This window comes from Solwaraspora sp. WMMD937, from assembly GCF_029581175.1.
In the GTDB taxonomy this organism is placed as follows: Bacteria; Actinomycetota; Actinomycetes; order Mycobacteriales; family Micromonosporaceae; genus Micromonospora_E.
Map to the genome: position 1 here is coordinate 4292594 of NZ_CP120738.1, position 15868 is coordinate 4308461.

Genomic DNA, 15868 nt, shown 5'->3' on the forward strand with positions numbered 1-15868 from the left:
CTCGCCGGCTGCGGGTGATGTGCTGGTCGCTGGCCGCCGCGCTGCTGCTGGTCTTCACTGCGGTCAGTTTCGGCCTGCGCGGGTCCACCGGCGCGAATCTGGGCAGCTTCCAGCGTGGTGACCAGGCCGCCATGGTCGGCCTCGGCCTGGTGGGGGCCGCCGTGATCCTGTTGTTCACCCGGCCCCGGGTCGACGCCGACGCCGACGGGGTACGGGTGCGCAACGTGCTGCGCACCTACCAGCTGCCGTGGTCGCTGGTCACGGCGGTCCGCTTCGATCGGGACGCCGCCTGGGCCAGCCTGGAGCTGGCCGACGACGAGCTGGTGCCGATGCTCGCGTTGCAGTCTGTCGACCGGGAACACGCCGTCGAGGCGGTCCGGGCGTTGCGCCGGCTGCACGCGGCGGGCCGCGCGGCGGCCGCCGCCGGCTGACGCCCCGCTGGTTGACGCCGCGGGGTTCGCGCGGCGACCGTCACTGGCTACACCCCCGCCGGGGACACCGTGGGTTGACACCCGGCCGGGCGTACGGCTATGGCCGGAGCCTGGTAGTCTTGTCGCGTCGACCACGCTGCCCTCGACCGGCGGCGCCGGCGCGAGCCGGCAGCCGGGCGGAGGTAGTCGCGAAAGCGGAGCGCCTGCTCCCACCCGTACCGCGGACCACCATCCAGCGGGCGGGTCCGGTCTCCCGACGGCGGTCCGTCCGCCACCGGGCCGACGCCGTCGACGGCGTCACCGACCGGTCGAGCAGGCCCTGGCATGTGCCAGGGCCTTCTGCTTTCCCGGGGCGTCCCCAACCGGGGGCCGGCCCGGGGTGCGACGGCACCACGGAGATTACCGACTCGAGGAGGCCCCATCAGCGTCGAACCACGCGTGAACGAGCAGATCCGGGCACGTGAGGTCCGACTGGTCGGCCCTGAGGGTGAGCAGGTGGGCATCGTCCCGCTGGAGCGCGCCCTGCAGCTGGCCGCGGACGTCGACCTGGACCTGGTTGAGGTTGCGCCGATGGCGCGTCCGCCGGTGTGCAAGCTCATGGACTTCGGCAAGTTCAAGTACGAGAGCGCACTCAAGGCGCGCGAAGCGCGGCGTAACCAGCAGCAGACCGTCATCAAGGAAATGAAGCTCCGACCCAAGATCGACCCGCACGACTACGAGACCAAGAAGGGTCACGTGGTGCGGTTCCTCAAGGCCGGAGACAAGGTCAAGGTCACGATCATGTTCCGGGGCCGGGAACAGAGCCGGCCGGAGCTGGGCTACCGGCTGCTGCGCCGGCTCGAATCGGAGATCTCCGACCTGGGGTACGTCGAGGCCGCACCGAAGCAGGACGGCCGGAACATGATCATGGTGTTGGCCCCGCACCGGGCCACCAAGGCCGCTGCGGCCGCCGCGACGGCGGCCCGGGGCGGCGGAGCCTCCCGGGACCGGGAATCCGGCGCCGTCGAGGCACCACCACCGGCCGCCACGGCCGGACCCGCCGGGAACACCGGCGAGTGACAGGGGAGAGACGCGACACATGCCAAAGATGAAGAGCCACACCGGTATGGGCAAGCGGGTCAAGGTGACCGGCCGTGGCAAGATCCTGGCCGAGCAGGCGGGGAAGCGCCACCTGCTGGAGGGCAAGCCCTCCACCCGGACCCGCCGGCTCACCGGCACCGTCGAGGTGTCCCCGGCCGACGTCAAGCGCATCAAGAAGCTGCTCGGCCGCTGACGCGCGCCACTGACCCGAAGGAGTAGGTGAAATGGCACGCGTCAAGCGGTCCGTCAACGCCCAGAAGAAGCGCCGTACCCTGCTGGAGGACGCCAGCGGCTACCGGGGCCAGCGGTCCCGGCTGTACCGCAAGGCCAAGGAGCAGGTGCTGCACTCGATGCAGTACGCCTACCGGGACCGCCGCGACCGCAAGGGCGACTTCCGGCAGCTGTGGATCACCCGGATCAACGCGGCGGCCCGCGCCAACGGGATGACCTACAACCGCCTCATCCAGGGCCTCAAGCTGGCCGGCGTCGAGGTCGACCGCAAGGTCCTCGCGGACCTGGCGGTCAACGACGCCACCGCGTTCGCCGCCCTGGTGGAGGTGGCCCGCACGGCGGTCGCCGCCGAAGGCACCGGCGGCGCGGCGGCCCAGGCCGCCTGAACCGGCGCGACCCTGACCCGCACGTGGCACGAATCGAGGCGTCCGGCATGACCGCACCACGGCCAGCCGGGCGCCTCGACCGTGTCCCGGCCACCACCGGCGGCGGGGTCGACCACCAGCAGCCGACGTTCACCACCCGTACCCCCCGGATCGTGGCCGCCCGGCGGCTGCACCGGCGCCGCGACCGCGACGCAACGGGGCGTTTCCTCGCCGAAGGCCCGCAGGCCGTCCGGGAGGCGCTCGCCGTGCCCGGACTGGTCCGCGAACTGTTCACCACCGCCGCCGGGCGTACCCGGCACACCGACCTGGCCGCTGCGGCGGCCAGCGCCGGCGTCGACGTCTCCACCGTCGACGACGCCGCGCTCACCGCGCTGGCCGAGACCGTCAACCCGCAGGGCGTCGTCGCCGTCTGCGACCACCTCGACGTCACCCTCGACGGCGCGCTACGCCGCCGGCCCGCGCTGGCCGCCGTGCTGGTCGAGATCCGCGACCCGGGCAACGCCGGCACCGTGCTGCGCACCGCCGACGCCGCCGGAGCCGGCGCCGTGGTCTTCGCCGGCGCCGCCGTCGACCCGTACAACGGAAAGTGCGTCCGGGCCAGCGCCGGCAGCCTGTTCCACGTCGACGTGGTCCGCCACGACGACCCGGCACACGTCGTCGACGAGCTGCGCGCCGCCGGCCTGCGGGTGCTCGCCACCACCGGCCATGGCGACACCGACCTCGACGACCTCGCCGACTCGGGCGCGCTGGCCGCGCCGACCGCCTGGCTGTTCGGCACCGAGGCGCACGGCCTGCCGGCCGAGCTGGCCGACCGGGCCGACGCCCGGGTCCGGGTGCCGCTGCACGGCCGCGCCGAGAGCCTGAACCTGGCTGCCGCCGCAGCCGTCTGCCTGTACACTTCGGCCAGAGCACAGCGCCCAGGAAGGCCCACGCGATGAGCGTCCGCAGCTACCCGGCGCGCGTCGACGACCATCCGACGCGCCGCGACCGGCAACCCGGCTGTGATGTGCCACCTCATCGGCTGTTTACCCGGCCCGCCGGTTCCGGCGGGCGGCAGGGCTGACCGACCCTTCCTGCCTGCGCACCCTACCGGCGGGCTGCGGCAGCGCCGCGCGTCCGTAGACTCTTGCCGGTCATCGGCCCCGGTGACCGCACGCCGCGAGGGAGTGCCCGCACGTCATGACCTACCGCAACGACCCATACGATCCGAAGCAGGTCGCGTTGCTCGACCCGGCCGCGCTCACCGGCGCGGTCGCTGACGCCGAGAAGGCGTTCGCCGCCGCCGCCGACTTGGACGCGTTGACCGCGCTGCGATCCCAGCACCTCGGCGACCGCGCCCCGATCTCGCTGGCCCGCCGGGAAATCGGCGCGCTGCCGCCGGCCGCCAAGGCCGACGCCGGCAAGCGGGTCAACGAGGCGCGTACCGCGGTGCAGACCGCGTACGACGCCCGGCGCGGCGAACTCGAAGCCGAGCGGGCCCGTCGGGTGCTTGCCGAGGAACGCGTCGACGTCACCCTGCCGTACGACCGCCGCCCGCGCGGCGCCCGGCACCCGCTGACCACCCTGATGGAACGCATCGGCGACCTGTTCGTCGGGATGGGCTACGAGATCGCCGAAGGCCCCGAGGCCGAGCTGGAGTGGACCAACTTCGACGCGCTCAACATCAGCCCCGACCACCCGGCACGCGGGCTGATGGACACCTTCCACCTTGACCTGCCCGGCCTGGTGCTGCGTACCCACACCTCACCGGTTCAGGCCCGGACCATGCTGACCCGCACCCCGCCGATCCACGTGGTCTGCCCGGGGCGGGTCTACCGCACCGACGAACTCGACGCCACCCACACCCCGGTGTTCCACCAGGTCGAAGGGCTCGTCGTCGACCGGGGTATCACCATGGCGCACCTCAAGGGCACCCTGGACCACTTCGCCCGGGCGATGTTCGGCGCCGACGCCCGGACCCGCTGGCGGCCGCACTACTTCCCGTTCACCGAGCCGTCCGCCGAGTTCGACGTCTGGTTCCCGCAGCACCGCGACGGGCCACGGTGGGTCGAATGGGGCGGCTGCGGCATGGTCAACCCCCGGGTGCTGCGAGCCTGCGGCATCGACCCGGAGGTCTACTCCGGATTCGCGTTCGGGATGGGCATCGAACGCACCCTGATGTTCCGGCACGGCATCAGCGACATGCGCGACATGGTGGAAGGCGACGTGCGGTTCACCCGCGCGTTCGGGATGGAGGTCTGAGACATGCGGATCGCACTTTCCTGGCTGCGCGAGCACGTCGACCTGCCGGCCGACCTGACGCCGCAGCGGCTCGAAGACGCCCTGGTCGGCCTCGGCCTGGAAGTCGAGTCCATCGTCGACCTGGCCGGAACCGTCACCGGCCCACTCGTCGTCGGCGAGGTCCGCGAAGTCGAGGAACTCACCGGCTTCAAAAAGCCGATCCGGTTCTGCCGGGTCGACGTGGGCACCGCCAACGGCACCGGTGAGCCGCAGGAGATCGTCTGCGGCGCCACCAACTTCGCCCCCGGCGACAAGGTCGTCGTCATCCTGCCCGGCGGGGTGCTGCCCGGCGGATTCGCCATCGGCGCCCGCAAAACCTACGGGCGCAACTCCAACGGCATGATCTGCTCCGCCCGGGAGCTGGGCGTCAGCGACGACCACGCCGGCATCATCGTGCTGCCGCCGGACGTCACCGCCGCGCCCGGCGACGACGCCCGGCCCGTCGTCGGCCTCGACGACGTCGTGGTCGACGTCGAGATCACCCCCGACCGGGGGTACGCCATGTCGGTGCGCGGGATCGCCCGCGAACTCGCCCAGGCGCTCGGCGTACCGTGGCGGGACCCGGCGGCGATCGACGCACCCGGCGCCACCGACACCCCGGCCTACCCGGTCGAGGTCCGCGACACCGTCGGCTGCGACCGGTTCGCCGCCCGGATGGTCCGCGGCATCGACCCGACCGCGCCGACGCCGGCCTGGATGGCCCGCCGGCTGACCATCGCCGGGGTACGCAGCATCAGCCTCGCCGTCGACATCACCAACTACCTGATGCTCGAAATCGGCCAGCCGATGCATGCCTTCGACGCCGACCGGCTCGCCGGGCCGCTGGTGGTCCGTCGCGCCGTCGCGGGGGAGAAGCTGACCACCCTGGACGGGGTGGCCCGGGTCCTCGACGCCGAGGACATGGTGATCTGCGACGACACCGGACCGATCTCGCTCGCCGCAGTGATGGGCGGCGAAACCAGCGAGGTGGTGCCCGGCACCCGCAACGTGCTGTTCGAGGCCGCGCACTGGGATCCGGTGATGGTCGGGCGTACCGCCCGTCGGCACAAGCTGTTCAGCGAAGCCGCCAAACGGTGGGAACGCGGCGTCGACCCGGCGCTGCCGCTGGTCGCCATCGACCGCGCCGTCGCACTGCTCACCGAACACGCCGGCGGCTCCGCCGGCGCGGAGATCCTGGACATCGACCACGTCGCCCCGCCGGCCCCGATCGTCCTCGACACCGGGCTGCCCGGCCGCCGGGTCGGGGTGGCGTACCCGCGGCAGCGGGTCGTCGACCTGCTGGCGGCGGTCGGCTGCACCGTCGCCACCGGGTCGACCGCCGGGGTGGCCAGCGCCGTCGCCACCGGCGTGGCCACCGCCACCTCGGCGGCGTCGGCCGCCGACGACGGTACGGCGCCGCTGGTCGTCGGCCCGCCGAGCTGGCGGCCCGACCTGACCGACCCGGCCGACCTGGTCGAGGAGGTGGTCCGGCTGGACGGCTTCGACAACGTGCCCAGCGCCCTGCCGCCCGCCCCGGCCGGCCGGGGGCTCACCGCCGACCAACGCCGCCGCCGGTCGGTAGCGCGGGCGCTGGCCGAGACCGGTCACGTCGAGGCGCTCTGCTACCCGTTCGTCTCCCCGCAGGTCGCCGACGACCTGGGGCTGCCCGCCGACGACCCGCGCCGCGACGCGGTCCGGCTGGCCAACCCGCTGGCTGACACCGACCCGCTGCTGCGGACCAGCCTGCTGCCGCCGCTGCTGGCGACGCTGCGGCGCAACATCGGCCGGGGGCAGCGCGACGTCGCCCTCTACGAGATCGGCGTGGTGTTCCAACCCCGGCCGGGTGCCGCCGCACCGCCGCCGATGGGGGTCGACGACCGGCCCGCCGACGAGGTGTTCGCGGCCGCCGACGCCGCAGTACCGCACCAGCCGTGGCACGTCGCGGTGGTGCTGGCCGGTGAGCTTGAGCCCGGTGGCTGGTGGGGCGCGGGCCGGCCGGCCAGTTGGGCCGACGCCGTCGAGGCCGGTCGGACCGTGCTCGACGCCGCCGGCGTTCCGGCCGATCGGGTCGAGGTCCGCGCCGGCGAGTACGCGCCCTGGCATCCCGGCCGCTGCGCCGAACTGCTCGTCGACGGGGTGGTGGTCGGCCACGCCGGGGAGTTGCATCCGGCGGCGGTCGCCGCGCTGGAACTGCCCCGGCGTACCTGTGCGATGGAGCTGGACCTGGACGCGGTGCCGGCGGCTCCGGTGGTGCCAGCACCGGACTTCTCCAGCTTCCCGCCGGCGTTGATCGACGTGGCGCTGGTCGTCGACGAGGCCACCCCGGCGGCGCAGGTCCGCGCCGCGCTGGTGGCCGGGGCGGGCAAGCTGCTCGAATCGGTCCGGCTGTTCGACGTGTACGCGGGGGAGCAGCTCGGTGCCGGGCGCAAGTCCCTGGCGTACAAGCTGGTGTTCCGGGCCGCAGACCGGACGCTGACCGTCGAGGAGGCGGTGGCGGCCCGCGACGGCGCGGTCGCCGAGGCCGCCTCCCGGCTCGGCGCGACGCTGCGCGGCGCCTGACCGACCGACAGTGGGTCCCGGCCCCGGTCCGCCGCGACGACGGGCGGACCGGGTCGGGAAAGGCCGGTGACCGTCGGTCAGCGTCGTAGCAGCGCGCCGAGGTCGACGGCGTCGGCCATCGCGGCGCAGCCGGCGTCGTTGGGATGCAGGTGGTCACCGCTGTCGTACGCGGTCGCCAGCCGGGTCGGGTCGGCCGGGTCGGCCAGCGCCGCCGCGAAGTCGATCACCCCGTCGAAGGCACCGCTGGTGCGGATCCAGTGGTTGACGTCGCGCCAGATCTCCTGCCGTTCGGGGGTGTCCAGGAAGGAGCCACCGAACGGTGGCACGGTGCCGCCGAGGATCGGCAGCCCTTGGGCCCGGGTCTGCGCGATCACCTGCCGGTAGCCGGCGATGATGTCGGCGGCCGGGGCGCTGTAGCCGATGTCGTTGGTGCCTTCCAGCAGGATCACCGCCCGGACTCCGGTCTGCGCGTAGACGTCGCGTTCCAGCCGGGCCAGCGCCGGCACCCCCCAGTACGGTTCCCCGTCACGTGGGGCGAGCAGCCGGTTGCCGCCGAGTCCGGCGTTGACCACCGACAGGGTGGGCCCGCGCTGGTCGTGCAGGCGACGGGCCAGGTAATCGGGCCAGCGCCGGTTGGCGTTGCCGGTGGTGTTGCCGGTGTCGGTGATCGAGTCGCCGAGCGCGACCACGGAGCCGACGACCCGGGGATCGGCCTGCACGTCGATTCCGTCGACGAGCATCCAGCATGGCGTGTCGGCGTACCCGTCGGCGGTCGGCGCGGCGGCCCGGTCGCCCGCCGCCAGATGGTTGCCCTGGGCGGTGAACGGATGGTTGGTCACCGGTCCCGTCGGCTCCGGTACGTACACACTGACCAGCAGGGTGCTCAGCGCGGCGACCCGCAGCGGGACCGGGTCGCTCAGCGCCCGACCGCCAGCGGCGACGGTGACCTCGTGGCTGCCGCCGAAGGTCAGCACCCGCATCGAGCCGGGCACGGCGGACGCGCCGTCGTGTTGCACGGCGACCGAGGCCCGGCCGACGGTCAGCTCCCGGGTGCCGAACGTGTTGGTGATCCGTACCCGGACGGCCCGGCCACCGGCGCTGACGAAGGCGACGTTGCGCACCGTCTGGTTGGTCAGCCCGTCTCCGGCCGGGCAGTCCGACCAGGGGATGGTGCTGCCCTCGACCGGGCTGGGCGCCCAGGCGGCGACCCAGGTGGCCGGGTGCCGGTCAGGGCCGGCCGGGCCGGTGGCTGCGGCGGGTACCGGGGGTGCGGCGCCGCCGTTGGTTGCGGCGAGCGTGGCCGCGACCGTGATGGCCAGGACGGCACCCCCGCTGATCGCCGCCGTCCATCCGGCTGATCGGGTACGCCGGACCGGGGCAGCTGAATTGGACGAGCCGGTGTGGTTTTCACTAGGACGCACGCCAACCTCCTTGTCGGTCGGCCCGACCGGACGTCAGACCGACCGACAATAATAGAGGTTTGCCGATGTCTGTGGTGGTCGACCAGATCGCATCCCGCCGGGACCGGGAGACGCGCCCGTCCCCGGACCGCACACTGGAGTCCGATGTGGGTGCCGGGCCCGGTCGATCCTCCGACTAGGATGCGGGTATGCCTCAGTGGCGGACGAATCGTCTGGCCGTCGGTGCGTCGATTGTCGCGTTGGCGCTGGCGGCGTTCGCCAGCGGCCTGCCATACTGGGGCTGCTTCATCACCTTCACTGTCGGGCTGCCGTACGCGGTCCTCGCCGTCCCTGCCCGGTGCGGCGAGCCGCTGTGGCGCGACGGCGACTGCCCGTACCTTGGGTATGGCCTGCTCCTCGGCTGTGACCTGCACCGCCTGGACAAGATCGAGCGGCTACTGGGTGCGCAACCACGTAACCCGGTCGGCGACCGCCGGAGCGCTTCGGTCGTGGCGGTGCCGCCGGGTCGCGGTCCGACACTCACCCGTCACACCTGGGAGGGTCTTGGCTTGGTTGCCGCGCTGCTGGGGGCCGTGGCGGGTCTGCTGATCCTGCTGGGATCGGTCCCGTGATCAGCGGTCGGTTCCGTGACCCGCACCGGCCGGTCGCTCAGCAGAGGTACGTGCCGCAGAACTGTCTGATGACGGCGGTGGTTGAGCTAGTAGCGCTCTGGCCGGCTTGCGTGTAGGTCACAGTGACCTGAACGGCGCCGTCCGCGTTGGGCATTGCCAGGGCGCAGTCGGAGGACGTCGTGGTGCAGCCGGTGATCACGTACAAGTACGAGCCGCTGATGCTCCAAGAGTAGGTGTATCCGGTGCCGGAGGTGTTCCGGACTGCGAAGCCAGCGTTGTAGGTGCCCGCCGGTTGATTGTTGTAACAGATCGATCGCCAGACGAGGTCGGTCCCGGGAGCGACGCGGCAGCCGAACGTCTCGCCGCCGAATGCCCGCGCTGGTGGTGCTGAAATGAAGGTCAGCCCGCCTGCGGTCAGTAGTGCCACGGCGATGTACGTCGCGATCCGTCGGAGGTGTCGTGTCAACGGAACTCCCTCTTGCTCGGAGGCCGGCCGTCGTCCGCTCGATTGAGGTGGGGCGGGCACCGGTGGTGTGGATGAGGACCCAGTGAACGTCGAGACGGTGACGGAGCCGGTCCGGCACGGTCCGACAACATAATATCGACGCGATGCCCCGCGGTCTACAGTGTTCGCGGGTGCGGATTTCCGGTCGCCGGCATCCGACGGATCGGCGGTATAACGATCGACGGCCTACGCTGGGTCTCATGCCGAAGGCCATCTGGAACGGACTTGTGATCGCCGAGAGCGACGACACGGTCGTCGTCGAGGGAAACCACTACTTTCCCCGGTCGTCGCTGCGTGACGACCTGGTACGTGAGTCGAACACCCACACCCACTGCCCGTGGAAGGGCGACGCGTCCTACTACTCGCTGGAGCGCGATGGTCAACGCAGCGCCGACGCGGTCTGGTACTACCCGGCACCGCTGCCGGCGGCCGACATGGTCCGGGACCGGGTCGCCTTCTGGCGCGACGTGGAGGTCGTCGACACCTGACGGGCGGAGCGGCGGGCACCTGACGGGCAGGTGAAAAGGGTCTTGTCGGCCCGGATGCATCCTGATACCGTCCTCTGCATAGAAATGCGGAGGTGGGTATGGGCATCCGGGTCGCCGTCGTCGGCGCGAGCGGGTACGCCGGGGGAGAGCTGCTGCGGCTGATCGCCGGGCACCCCGAGCTGGACCTGGTCGCCGCCACGGCGCACAGCCAGGCCGGGGCGCCGGTCGCCGCCGTACATCCGCATCTGGCCGGCCTCGACCTGGTGTTCGTCGCCACCGATCCGGCCGACCTGGCCGCCGCGGACCTGGTCTTCCTGGCGCTGCCGCACGGCGAGTCGGCCGCGCTCGCCGCCACCCTGCCGGCCGACGTCAAGGTTGTCGACCTCGGTGCCGACCACCGGCTCGCCGACGCCGTCGCCTGGTCCCGCTACTACGGCGGCCAGCACACCGGCGCATGGACGTACGGCCTGCCGGAACTGCCCGGCCAGCGGGACCGGGTCGCCGCTGCCGACCGGGTCGCCGCAACCGGTTGCTACGCGGTCGCCACCACCCTGGCGCTCGCCCCGCTGATCGCCGCCGGAGTGGTCGCCCCGGACGACGTCGTGGTGGTCGCCGCCAGCGGTACCTCCGGTGCCGGCCGGTCCGCCAAGACCCACCTGCTGGCCAGTGAGGTGATGGGCAGCCTGTCACCGTACAAGGTCGGCGCCCACCAGCACGTCCCGGAGATCAAGCAGGCCACCGGCGCGACCAGCCTGTCCTTCACCCCGGTGCTGGCTCCGATGCCGCGCGGCATCCTGGCCACGGTCACGGCCCGCCCGGCCGACACCGCCGCCGACCCGGCCGCCGCGGCGCGCAAGGCGCTGACCGCCGCGTACGCCGACGAGCCGTTCGTGCGCCTGTTGCCCGCCGGCAGTTGGCCGGCCACCGCCGCGACCCTCGGATCCAACGCCTGCCAACTGCAGGTGACCACAGACGTCGACTCGGGACGGGTGATCGTGACCAGCGCCATCGACAACCTCGGCAAGGGAGCCGCCGGTCAGGCAGTACAGTGCGCCAACCTGATGCTCGGTCTACCGGAGACCACCGGCCTGACTGCTCTGGGGATCGCGCCATGACGGTGACCGCACCGAACGGGTTCCGGGCGGCCGGGGTGGCCGCCGGGTTGAAGAGCGGCGGCGCCGCCGACGTCGCCCTGGTCGTCAACGACGGACCGGCCACGGCCGCCGCCGGGGTGTTCACCGCCAACCGGGTTCAGGCCGCGCCGGTGCGGTGGAGCCGGCAGGTACTGCGCGCCGGCAAGCTGCGCGCGGTGGCGCTGAACTCCGGCGGGGCCAACGCCTGCACCGGGCCGGGCGGCTTCCAGGACAGCCACGCCACCGCCGAACACGTCGCCGCGACACTGTCCGGCACCGGCCTCGACGTCGGCGCCGGTGAGGTCGCGGTCTGCTCGACCGGGCTGATCGGCGAACGGTTGCCGATGGACAGGCTGCTCGCCGGGGTGACGGCGGCGGTCGCCAGGCTGGCCGACGACGCTGGACCCGCCGCCGCCGGGGCGATCATGACGACCGACACCCGGCCGAAGACAACCGTCGTCGACGCCGGCCCGGCCGGCACCGGCGGACCGGCCTGGCAGGTCGGCGGGATGGCCAAGGGCGCGGGCATGCTCGCCCCGTCCATGGCGACGATGCTCTGCGTACTGACCACCGACGCGCTCGCCGACCCCGCCGACCTCGACGCCGCACTGCGCGAAGCCTGCCGCACCACCTTCGATCGAATCGACTCCGACGGCTGCCTGTCCACCAACGACACGGTGCTGCTGCTGGCCAGCGGTGCCTCCGGGGTCACCCCGTCGGCCGGGGAGCTGACCGCCGCGGTCACCGCCGCCTGCGCCGACCTGGCCCGGCAACTGATCGCCGACGCCGAAGGCGCCAGCAAGGAGGTCGCCATCGAGGTGGTCGGCGCGGCCAGCGAGTCCGACGCGGTGCAGGTCGGCCGGGCGGTGGCCCGCAACAACCTGGTCAAGACGGCGCTGTTCGGCAACGACCCAAACTGGGGGCGGATCCTCGCGGCGGTCGGCACCACCAGCGCGGTGTTCGAACCCGACCAGCTCGACGTGGCGATCAACGACGTGTGGATCTGCCGGGACGGGGCCGCCGCCGCACCCCGCGACCAGGTCGACCTCACCGGCCGGCAGGTGCACATCCGGATCGACCTGCACGCCGGTGCCGCCACCGCGACCATCTGGACCAACGACCTGTCGCACGCGTACGTGCACGAGAACTCGGCGTACTCGACATGACCGACACCACCCGGCCGACCACGCCGCACAGCACGCTGAGCCGCGATCTCAGTGTCGCCCAGACCAAGGCAGCCACTCTGATCGAGGCGTTGCCCTGGCTGGCCCGCTTCCACGGCGCGACGATCGTGGTCAAGTACGGCGGCAACGCCATGATCGACCCGCAGCTGCAGCGGGCCTTCGCCGCCGACATGGTGTTCCTGCGGTACGCCGGCATCCGGCCGGTGGTGGTGCACGGCGGCGGCCCGCAGATCTCCAGCATGCTGCGCCGGCTCGGCATCGCCAGCGAGTTCAAGGGCGGCCTGCGGGTCACCACCCCGGAAGCGATGGACGTGGTCCGGATGGTGCTCGTCGGTCAGGTCGGCCGGGAACTCGTCGGCCTGATCAACGAGCACGGACCGTACGCCGTCGGGCTGTCCGGTGAGGATGCCCGGCTGTTCACCGCCGTGCGTCGGCCCGCCTGGGTCGACGGTGAGCCGGTCGACGTCGGCCAGGTCGGCGACGTCGACACGGTCAACCCGTCGGCCGTCGCCGACATCATCGCCGCCGGGCGCATCCCGGTGATCTCCACGGTCGCACCCGACGTCGACGGCGTACTGCACAACCTCAACGCCGACACGGCTGCGGCGGCGTTGGCCGTCGCGCTGCAGGCCCGCAAGCTGGTCGTGCTCACCGACGTGCCCGGCCTGTACGCCGACTGGCCCGACACCGGCAGCCTGCTCAGCCGGATCACCGCCGACGAACTGGCCGGCCTGCTGCCCACCCTGGCCGCCGGCATGGTGCCGAAGATGGAGGCGTGCCTACGGGCGGTGCGGGGCGGGGTGCCCGCCGCGCACGTGGTCGACGGCCGGGTAGCCCACTCCACCCTGCTGGAGGTCTTCACCTCGGAGGGCTTCGGCACCATGGTCACCGATCCGACGAACGACGGGGAGTCCTGAATGGCCTCGCTGCGGGACCGCTGGTCCGCATCGTTGATGGACAACTACGGCACACCGCCGCTGGCGCTGGTCCGCGGCGAGGGCGCGACCGTCGTCGCTGAGGACGGCCGACGCTACCTCGACCTGTTGGGCGGCATCGCGGTCAACTCGCTCGGACACGCCCACCCGGCGGTCGTCGAAGCGGTCACCCGGCAGATCGGCACCCTCGGACACGTCTCGAACCTCTACGTCGCCGAACCGCCGGTGGCCCTTGCCGAACTGCTGCTCGCCCTCACCGGCCGCCCCGGCGCGGCGTTCTTCTGCAACTCCGGGGCCGAGGCGGTCGAGGCCGCGTTCAAACTGTCCCGGCGTACCGGTCGGACCCACGTCGTCGCCACCCACGACGGCTTCCACGGCCGGACCATGGGCGCCCTGGCGTTGACCGGGCAGCCAGCCAAGGCCGACCCGTTCCGGCCGCTGCCCGGCGAGGTCAGCCACGTGCCGTACGGCGACATCGACGCGCTCGCCGCAGCCGTGACCGACCGCACCGCCATGGTGATCCTGGAGCCGATCCAGGGTGAGGCCGGCGTGGTGGTGCCGCCGCCGGGCTACCTGGCCGCCGCCCGGGAGATCACCAGCCGGCACGGTGCCCTGCTCACCCTCGACGAGGTGCAGACCGGGGTGGGACGGACCGGCCACTGGTTCGCCCACCAGGCCGACGGGATCACCCCGGACGTCATCACCCTGGCGAAAGGGCTCGGCGGCGGGCTGCCGATCGGTGCCTGCATCGCCTTCGCCGACACCCAGGTCGGTGGCGTGGGCACCCCGGCCGCGCTGCTCACCCCGGGCAGTCACGGCAGCACCTTCGGTGGCAATCCGGTCTGCTGCGCCGCCGCTCTCGCCGTGCTGCGTACCATCGCCGCCGAAGGGCTGCTCGACCACGTCAAGCGGGTCGGCGAGCAGCTGCGCCGGGGCGTCGAGTCGCTCGGCCACCCGCTGATCGCCGGGGTACGGGGCGCCGGTCTGCTGCTCGGCGTGGTGCTCACCGCGCCCGTCTCGGCCGCGGTCGCGGCCGGCCTGCGCGAAGCTGGGTTCCTGGTCAATCCGGCCCAGCCGGATCTGATCCGGCTGGCTCCGCCGCTGATTCTCACCGCGGAGCAGGCCGACGAGTTCCTGGCCGCGCTGCCGGCGGTCCTCACCGCCGTCGCCGACGCCGCGGCGACGACCACTGGAGCGGCGTCATGATCCGGCACCTGCTGCGCGACGACGACCTGAGCCCGGCCGAGCAGTCGGCGGTGCTGGATCTGGCCGCGGCGATGAAGGCGGACCGGTACGGCCACCGGCCGCTGGCCGGCCCTCGCTCGGTCGCGGTGCTGTTCGACAAGCAGAGCCTGCGGACCCGGCTGTCGTTCGATGTCGGCATCGCCGAGCTGGGCGGCAACCCGATCGTGGTGGACACCCAGGCCACCCACTTCGGTCGCGGGGAGACCCTGGCCGACGCCGGTCGGGTGCTGTCGCGGTACGTGTCGGCGATCGTGATGCGTACTTTCGGCGACGACCGGCTCGCCGAGGTCGCGGCAGGGGCGAGCGTGCCGGTGGTCAACGCGCTCACCGACGGGTTCCACCCCTGCCAGCTGCTCGCCGACCTGCTGACCGTCCGGGAGTACTGCGGCGCCACCACCGGACGGACCCTGGCGTACGTCGGCGACGCCGCGAACAACATGGCGAGTTCCTACCTGCTTGCCGGGGCCACCGCCGGGATGCATGTGCGGGTGTCCGGGCCGACCGGGCACGACCCGTCCCCGTCGGTGGTTTCCCGGGCCGGGGAGATCGCTGCCTGGACCGGCGGGTCGGTGCAGGTCATCCGGGACCCGACGGAGGCGGCCGACGGCGCCGACGTGCTGGCCACCGACACCTGGACGTCGATGGGCCAGGAGGCCGACGGGCGGGACCGGCGTACTCCGTTCTGGCCGTACCAGGTCAACCAGGAGCTGCTCGACGCCGCCGCGCCGGAGGCGATCGTGCTGCACTGCCTGCCCGCCCACCGGGGTGAGGAAATCACCGACGACGTGCTCGACGGCGCGCGCAGCGCCGTGTTCGACCAGGCGGAGAACCGGCTGCACGCGCAGAAGGCGCTGCTCACCTGGCTGCTGCGCCAGCAGGACGGGCCGTCGTGACCGGCCCGGCGACCCGGACCGCCCGGCACGCCCGGATCACCGAGCTGATCCGGGCCAGGGCGGTCCGGTCACAGACCGAGCTGGCCGAGTTGCTCGCCGGCGACGGCATGCAGGTCACCCAGGCGACCCTGTCGCGGGACCTGGAGGAACTCGGCGCGGTCAAGGTACGCGGCCGCGACGGCGGCCCGGCGGTCTACCTGATTCCCGAGGACGGCAACCCGACGCTGCGGCCCGCCGAGCAGGCCCCGGCCCGCCTGGTCCGGCTGCTGCACGAGCTGCTCACCGGAGTCGACGCCAGTGGCAACATCTGCGTGCTGCGTACCCCACCGGGTGCGGCGCAGTTTCTGGCCAGCGCGCTGGACCGGTCCGGGCTGCCGGACGTGGCCGGCACCATCGCCGGCGACGACACCATCCTGGTCGTCGCCCGCGACCCGGCCGGCGGTGCCGGCCTGGCCGGAAAGCTCTCCACCTGGGCCGCCACCCCGCCCGGCCCGACCACCACCTGAA

17 protein-coding genes are annotated in these 15868 nt (G+C 72.9%); 15 read left to right on the forward strand and 2 right to left on the reverse strand.

Annotation, left to right across the window (positions count from 1 at the left end; translation table 11 throughout):
• Positions 1–17: 17 nt before the first annotated feature.
• From O7621_RS19060 to O7621_RS19090, 7 genes are all read left to right on the forward strand, one after another.
• The gene (locus O7621_RS19060; protein WP_282234652.1) at positions 18–431 is read left to right on the forward strand and encodes a PH domain-containing protein; all 414 of its coding nucleotides are present in this window, start codon (positions 18–20) and stop codon (positions 429–431) included.
• Positions 432–869: 438 nt separating this feature from the next.
• Complete coding sequence (gene infC / locus O7621_RS19065) at positions 870–1490, forward strand: translation initiation factor IF-3 (RefSeq protein ID WP_123601270.1); 621 nt, start codon at positions 870–872, stop codon at positions 1488–1490.
• A 19-nt stretch (positions 1491–1509) separates the two neighbouring features.
• Positions 1510–1704, forward strand: coding sequence for a 50S ribosomal protein L35 (rpmI, locus tag O7621_RS19070; protein ID WP_123601271.1), 195 nt, complete (start codon positions 1510–1512; stop codon positions 1702–1704).
• A 31-nt stretch (positions 1705–1735) separates the two neighbouring features.
• On the forward strand, positions 1736–2128 hold the full coding sequence (rplT, locus tag O7621_RS19075; RefSeq protein WP_123601272.1) for a 50S ribosomal protein L20: 393 nt from the start codon (positions 1736–1738) through the stop codon (positions 2126–2128).
• A gap of 47 nt (positions 2129–2175) precedes the next feature.
• Positions 2176–3066, forward strand: coding sequence for an RNA methyltransferase (locus O7621_RS19080; RefSeq protein WP_282230510.1), 891 nt, complete (start codon positions 2176–2178; stop codon positions 3064–3066).
• A gap of 241 nt (positions 3067–3307) precedes the next feature.
• On the forward strand, positions 3308–4369 hold the full coding sequence (locus tag O7621_RS19085) for a phenylalanine--tRNA ligase subunit alpha (RefSeq protein ID WP_282230511.1): 1062 nt from the start codon (positions 3308–3310) through the stop codon (positions 4367–4369).
• Positions 4370–4372: 3 nt separating this feature from the next.
• Complete coding sequence (locus tag O7621_RS19090) at positions 4373–6946, forward strand: phenylalanine--tRNA ligase subunit beta (protein WP_282230512.1); 2574 nt, start codon at positions 4373–4375, stop codon at positions 6944–6946.
• Positions 6947–7023: 77 nt separating this feature from the next.
• Here O7621_RS19090 and O7621_RS19095 read toward each other — a convergent pair whose 3' ends face one another.
• Positions 7024–8367: an SGNH/GDSL hydrolase family protein gene (locus O7621_RS19095; RefSeq protein WP_282230513.1), complete on the reverse strand. Its 1344-nt coding sequence runs from the start codon at positions 8365–8367 to the stop codon at positions 7024–7026.
• A gap of 188 nt (positions 8368–8555) precedes the next feature.
• Between O7621_RS19095 and O7621_RS19100 the strand changes: the two genes are divergently transcribed.
• A complete protein-coding gene (locus O7621_RS19100) occupies positions 8556–8978 on the forward strand; it encodes a hypothetical protein (protein WP_282230514.1) in 423 nt (140 codons plus the stop codon).
• A gap of 37 nt (positions 8979–9015) precedes the next feature.
• Here the strand turns inward: O7621_RS19100 and O7621_RS19105 are convergent, their stop codons facing one another.
• A complete protein-coding gene (locus tag O7621_RS19105; protein ID WP_282230515.1) occupies positions 9016–9405 on the reverse strand; it encodes a hypothetical protein in 390 nt (129 codons plus the stop codon).
• 278 nt (positions 9406–9683) lie between these two features.
• Between O7621_RS19105 and O7621_RS19110 the strand changes: the two genes are divergently transcribed.
• The 7 genes from O7621_RS19110 to O7621_RS19140 all read left to right on the forward strand — a co-directional run bounded on the left by O7621_RS19110 (position 9684) and on the right by O7621_RS19140 (position 15867).
• Entirely contained in the window at positions 9684–9971 is a 288-nt protein-coding gene (locus tag O7621_RS19110; protein WP_281554616.1) for a DUF427 domain-containing protein, read from the forward strand.
• Between the two features lie 98 nt (positions 9972–10069).
• Positions 10070–11086, forward strand: coding sequence for an N-acetyl-gamma-glutamyl-phosphate reductase (gene argC, locus O7621_RS19115; protein ID WP_282230516.1), 1017 nt, complete (start codon positions 10070–10072; stop codon positions 11084–11086).
• Positions 11083–12270, forward strand: a complete 1188-nt coding sequence (gene argJ, locus O7621_RS19120) for a bifunctional glutamate N-acetyltransferase/amino-acid acetyltransferase ArgJ (protein WP_282230517.1) — start codon at positions 11083–11085, stop codon at positions 12268–12270. The genes argC and argJ overlap by 4 nt, the downstream gene beginning before the upstream one ends.
• On the forward strand, positions 12267–13205 hold the full coding sequence (argB, locus tag O7621_RS19125; protein ID WP_282230518.1) for an acetylglutamate kinase: 939 nt from the start codon (positions 12267–12269) through the stop codon (positions 13203–13205). Before argJ ends, argB begins: the two co-directional genes overlap by 4 nt.
• A complete protein-coding gene (locus O7621_RS19130) occupies positions 13206–14429 on the forward strand; it encodes an acetylornithine transaminase (RefSeq protein ID WP_282230519.1) in 1224 nt (407 codons plus the stop codon).
• Positions 14426–15361, forward strand: coding sequence for an ornithine carbamoyltransferase (gene argF / locus O7621_RS19135; RefSeq protein ID WP_282230520.1), 936 nt, complete (start codon positions 14426–14428; stop codon positions 15359–15361). Before O7621_RS19130 ends, argF begins: the two co-directional genes overlap by 4 nt.
• On the forward strand, positions 15358–15867 hold the full coding sequence (locus tag O7621_RS19140; protein WP_282230521.1) for an arginine repressor: 510 nt from the start codon (positions 15358–15360) through the stop codon (positions 15865–15867). The genes argF and O7621_RS19140 overlap by 4 nt, the downstream gene beginning before the upstream one ends.
• The last annotated feature ends 1 nt before the right edge of the window (position 15868 follow it).

Bases quoted from the DNA above. Each gene is read 5' to 3' on its own strand.
- O7621_RS19090 (WP_282230512.1), top strand. From the start codon at position 4,373: ATGCGGATCGCACTTTCCTGGCTGCGCGAGCACGTCGACCTGCCGGCC.
- argC (WP_282230516.1), top strand. From the start codon at position 10,070: ATGGGCATCCGGGTCGCCGTCGTCGGCGCGAGCGGGTACGCCGGGGGA.
- rplT (WP_123601272.1), top strand. From the start codon at position 1,736: ATGGCACGCGTCAAGCGGTCCGTCAACGCCCAGAAGAAGCGCCGTACC.
- O7621_RS19080 (WP_282230510.1), top strand. From the start codon at position 2,176: ATGACCGCACCACGGCCAGCCGGGCGCCTCGACCGTGTCCCGGCCACC.
- O7621_RS19100 (WP_282230514.1), top strand. From the start codon at position 8,556: ATGCCTCAGTGGCGGACGAATCGTCTGGCCGTCGGTGCGTCGATTGTC.
- O7621_RS19130 (WP_282230519.1), top strand. From the start codon at position 13,206: ATGGCCTCGCTGCGGGACCGCTGGTCCGCATCGTTGATGGACAACTAC.
- argB (WP_282230518.1), top strand. From the start codon at position 12,267: ATGACCGACACCACCCGGCCGACCACGCCGCACAGCACGCTGAGCCGC.
- argF (WP_282230520.1), top strand. From the start codon at position 14,426: ATGATCCGGCACCTGCTGCGCGACGACGACCTGAGCCCGGCCGAGCAG.
- O7621_RS19060 (WP_282234652.1), top strand. From the start codon at position 18: ATGTGCTGGTCGCTGGCCGCCGCGCTGCTGCTGGTCTTCACTGCGGTC.
- O7621_RS19085 (WP_282230511.1), top strand. From the start codon at position 3,308: ATGACCTACCGCAACGACCCATACGATCCGAAGCAGGTCGCGTTGCTC.
- argJ (WP_282230517.1), top strand. From the start codon at position 11,083: ATGACGGTGACCGCACCGAACGGGTTCCGGGCGGCCGGGGTGGCCGCC.
- O7621_RS19110 (WP_281554616.1), top strand. From the start codon at position 9,684: ATGCCGAAGGCCATCTGGAACGGACTTGTGATCGCCGAGAGCGACGAC.
- rpmI (WP_123601271.1), top strand. From the start codon at position 1,510: ATGCCAAAGATGAAGAGCCACACCGGTATGGGCAAGCGGGTCAAGGTG.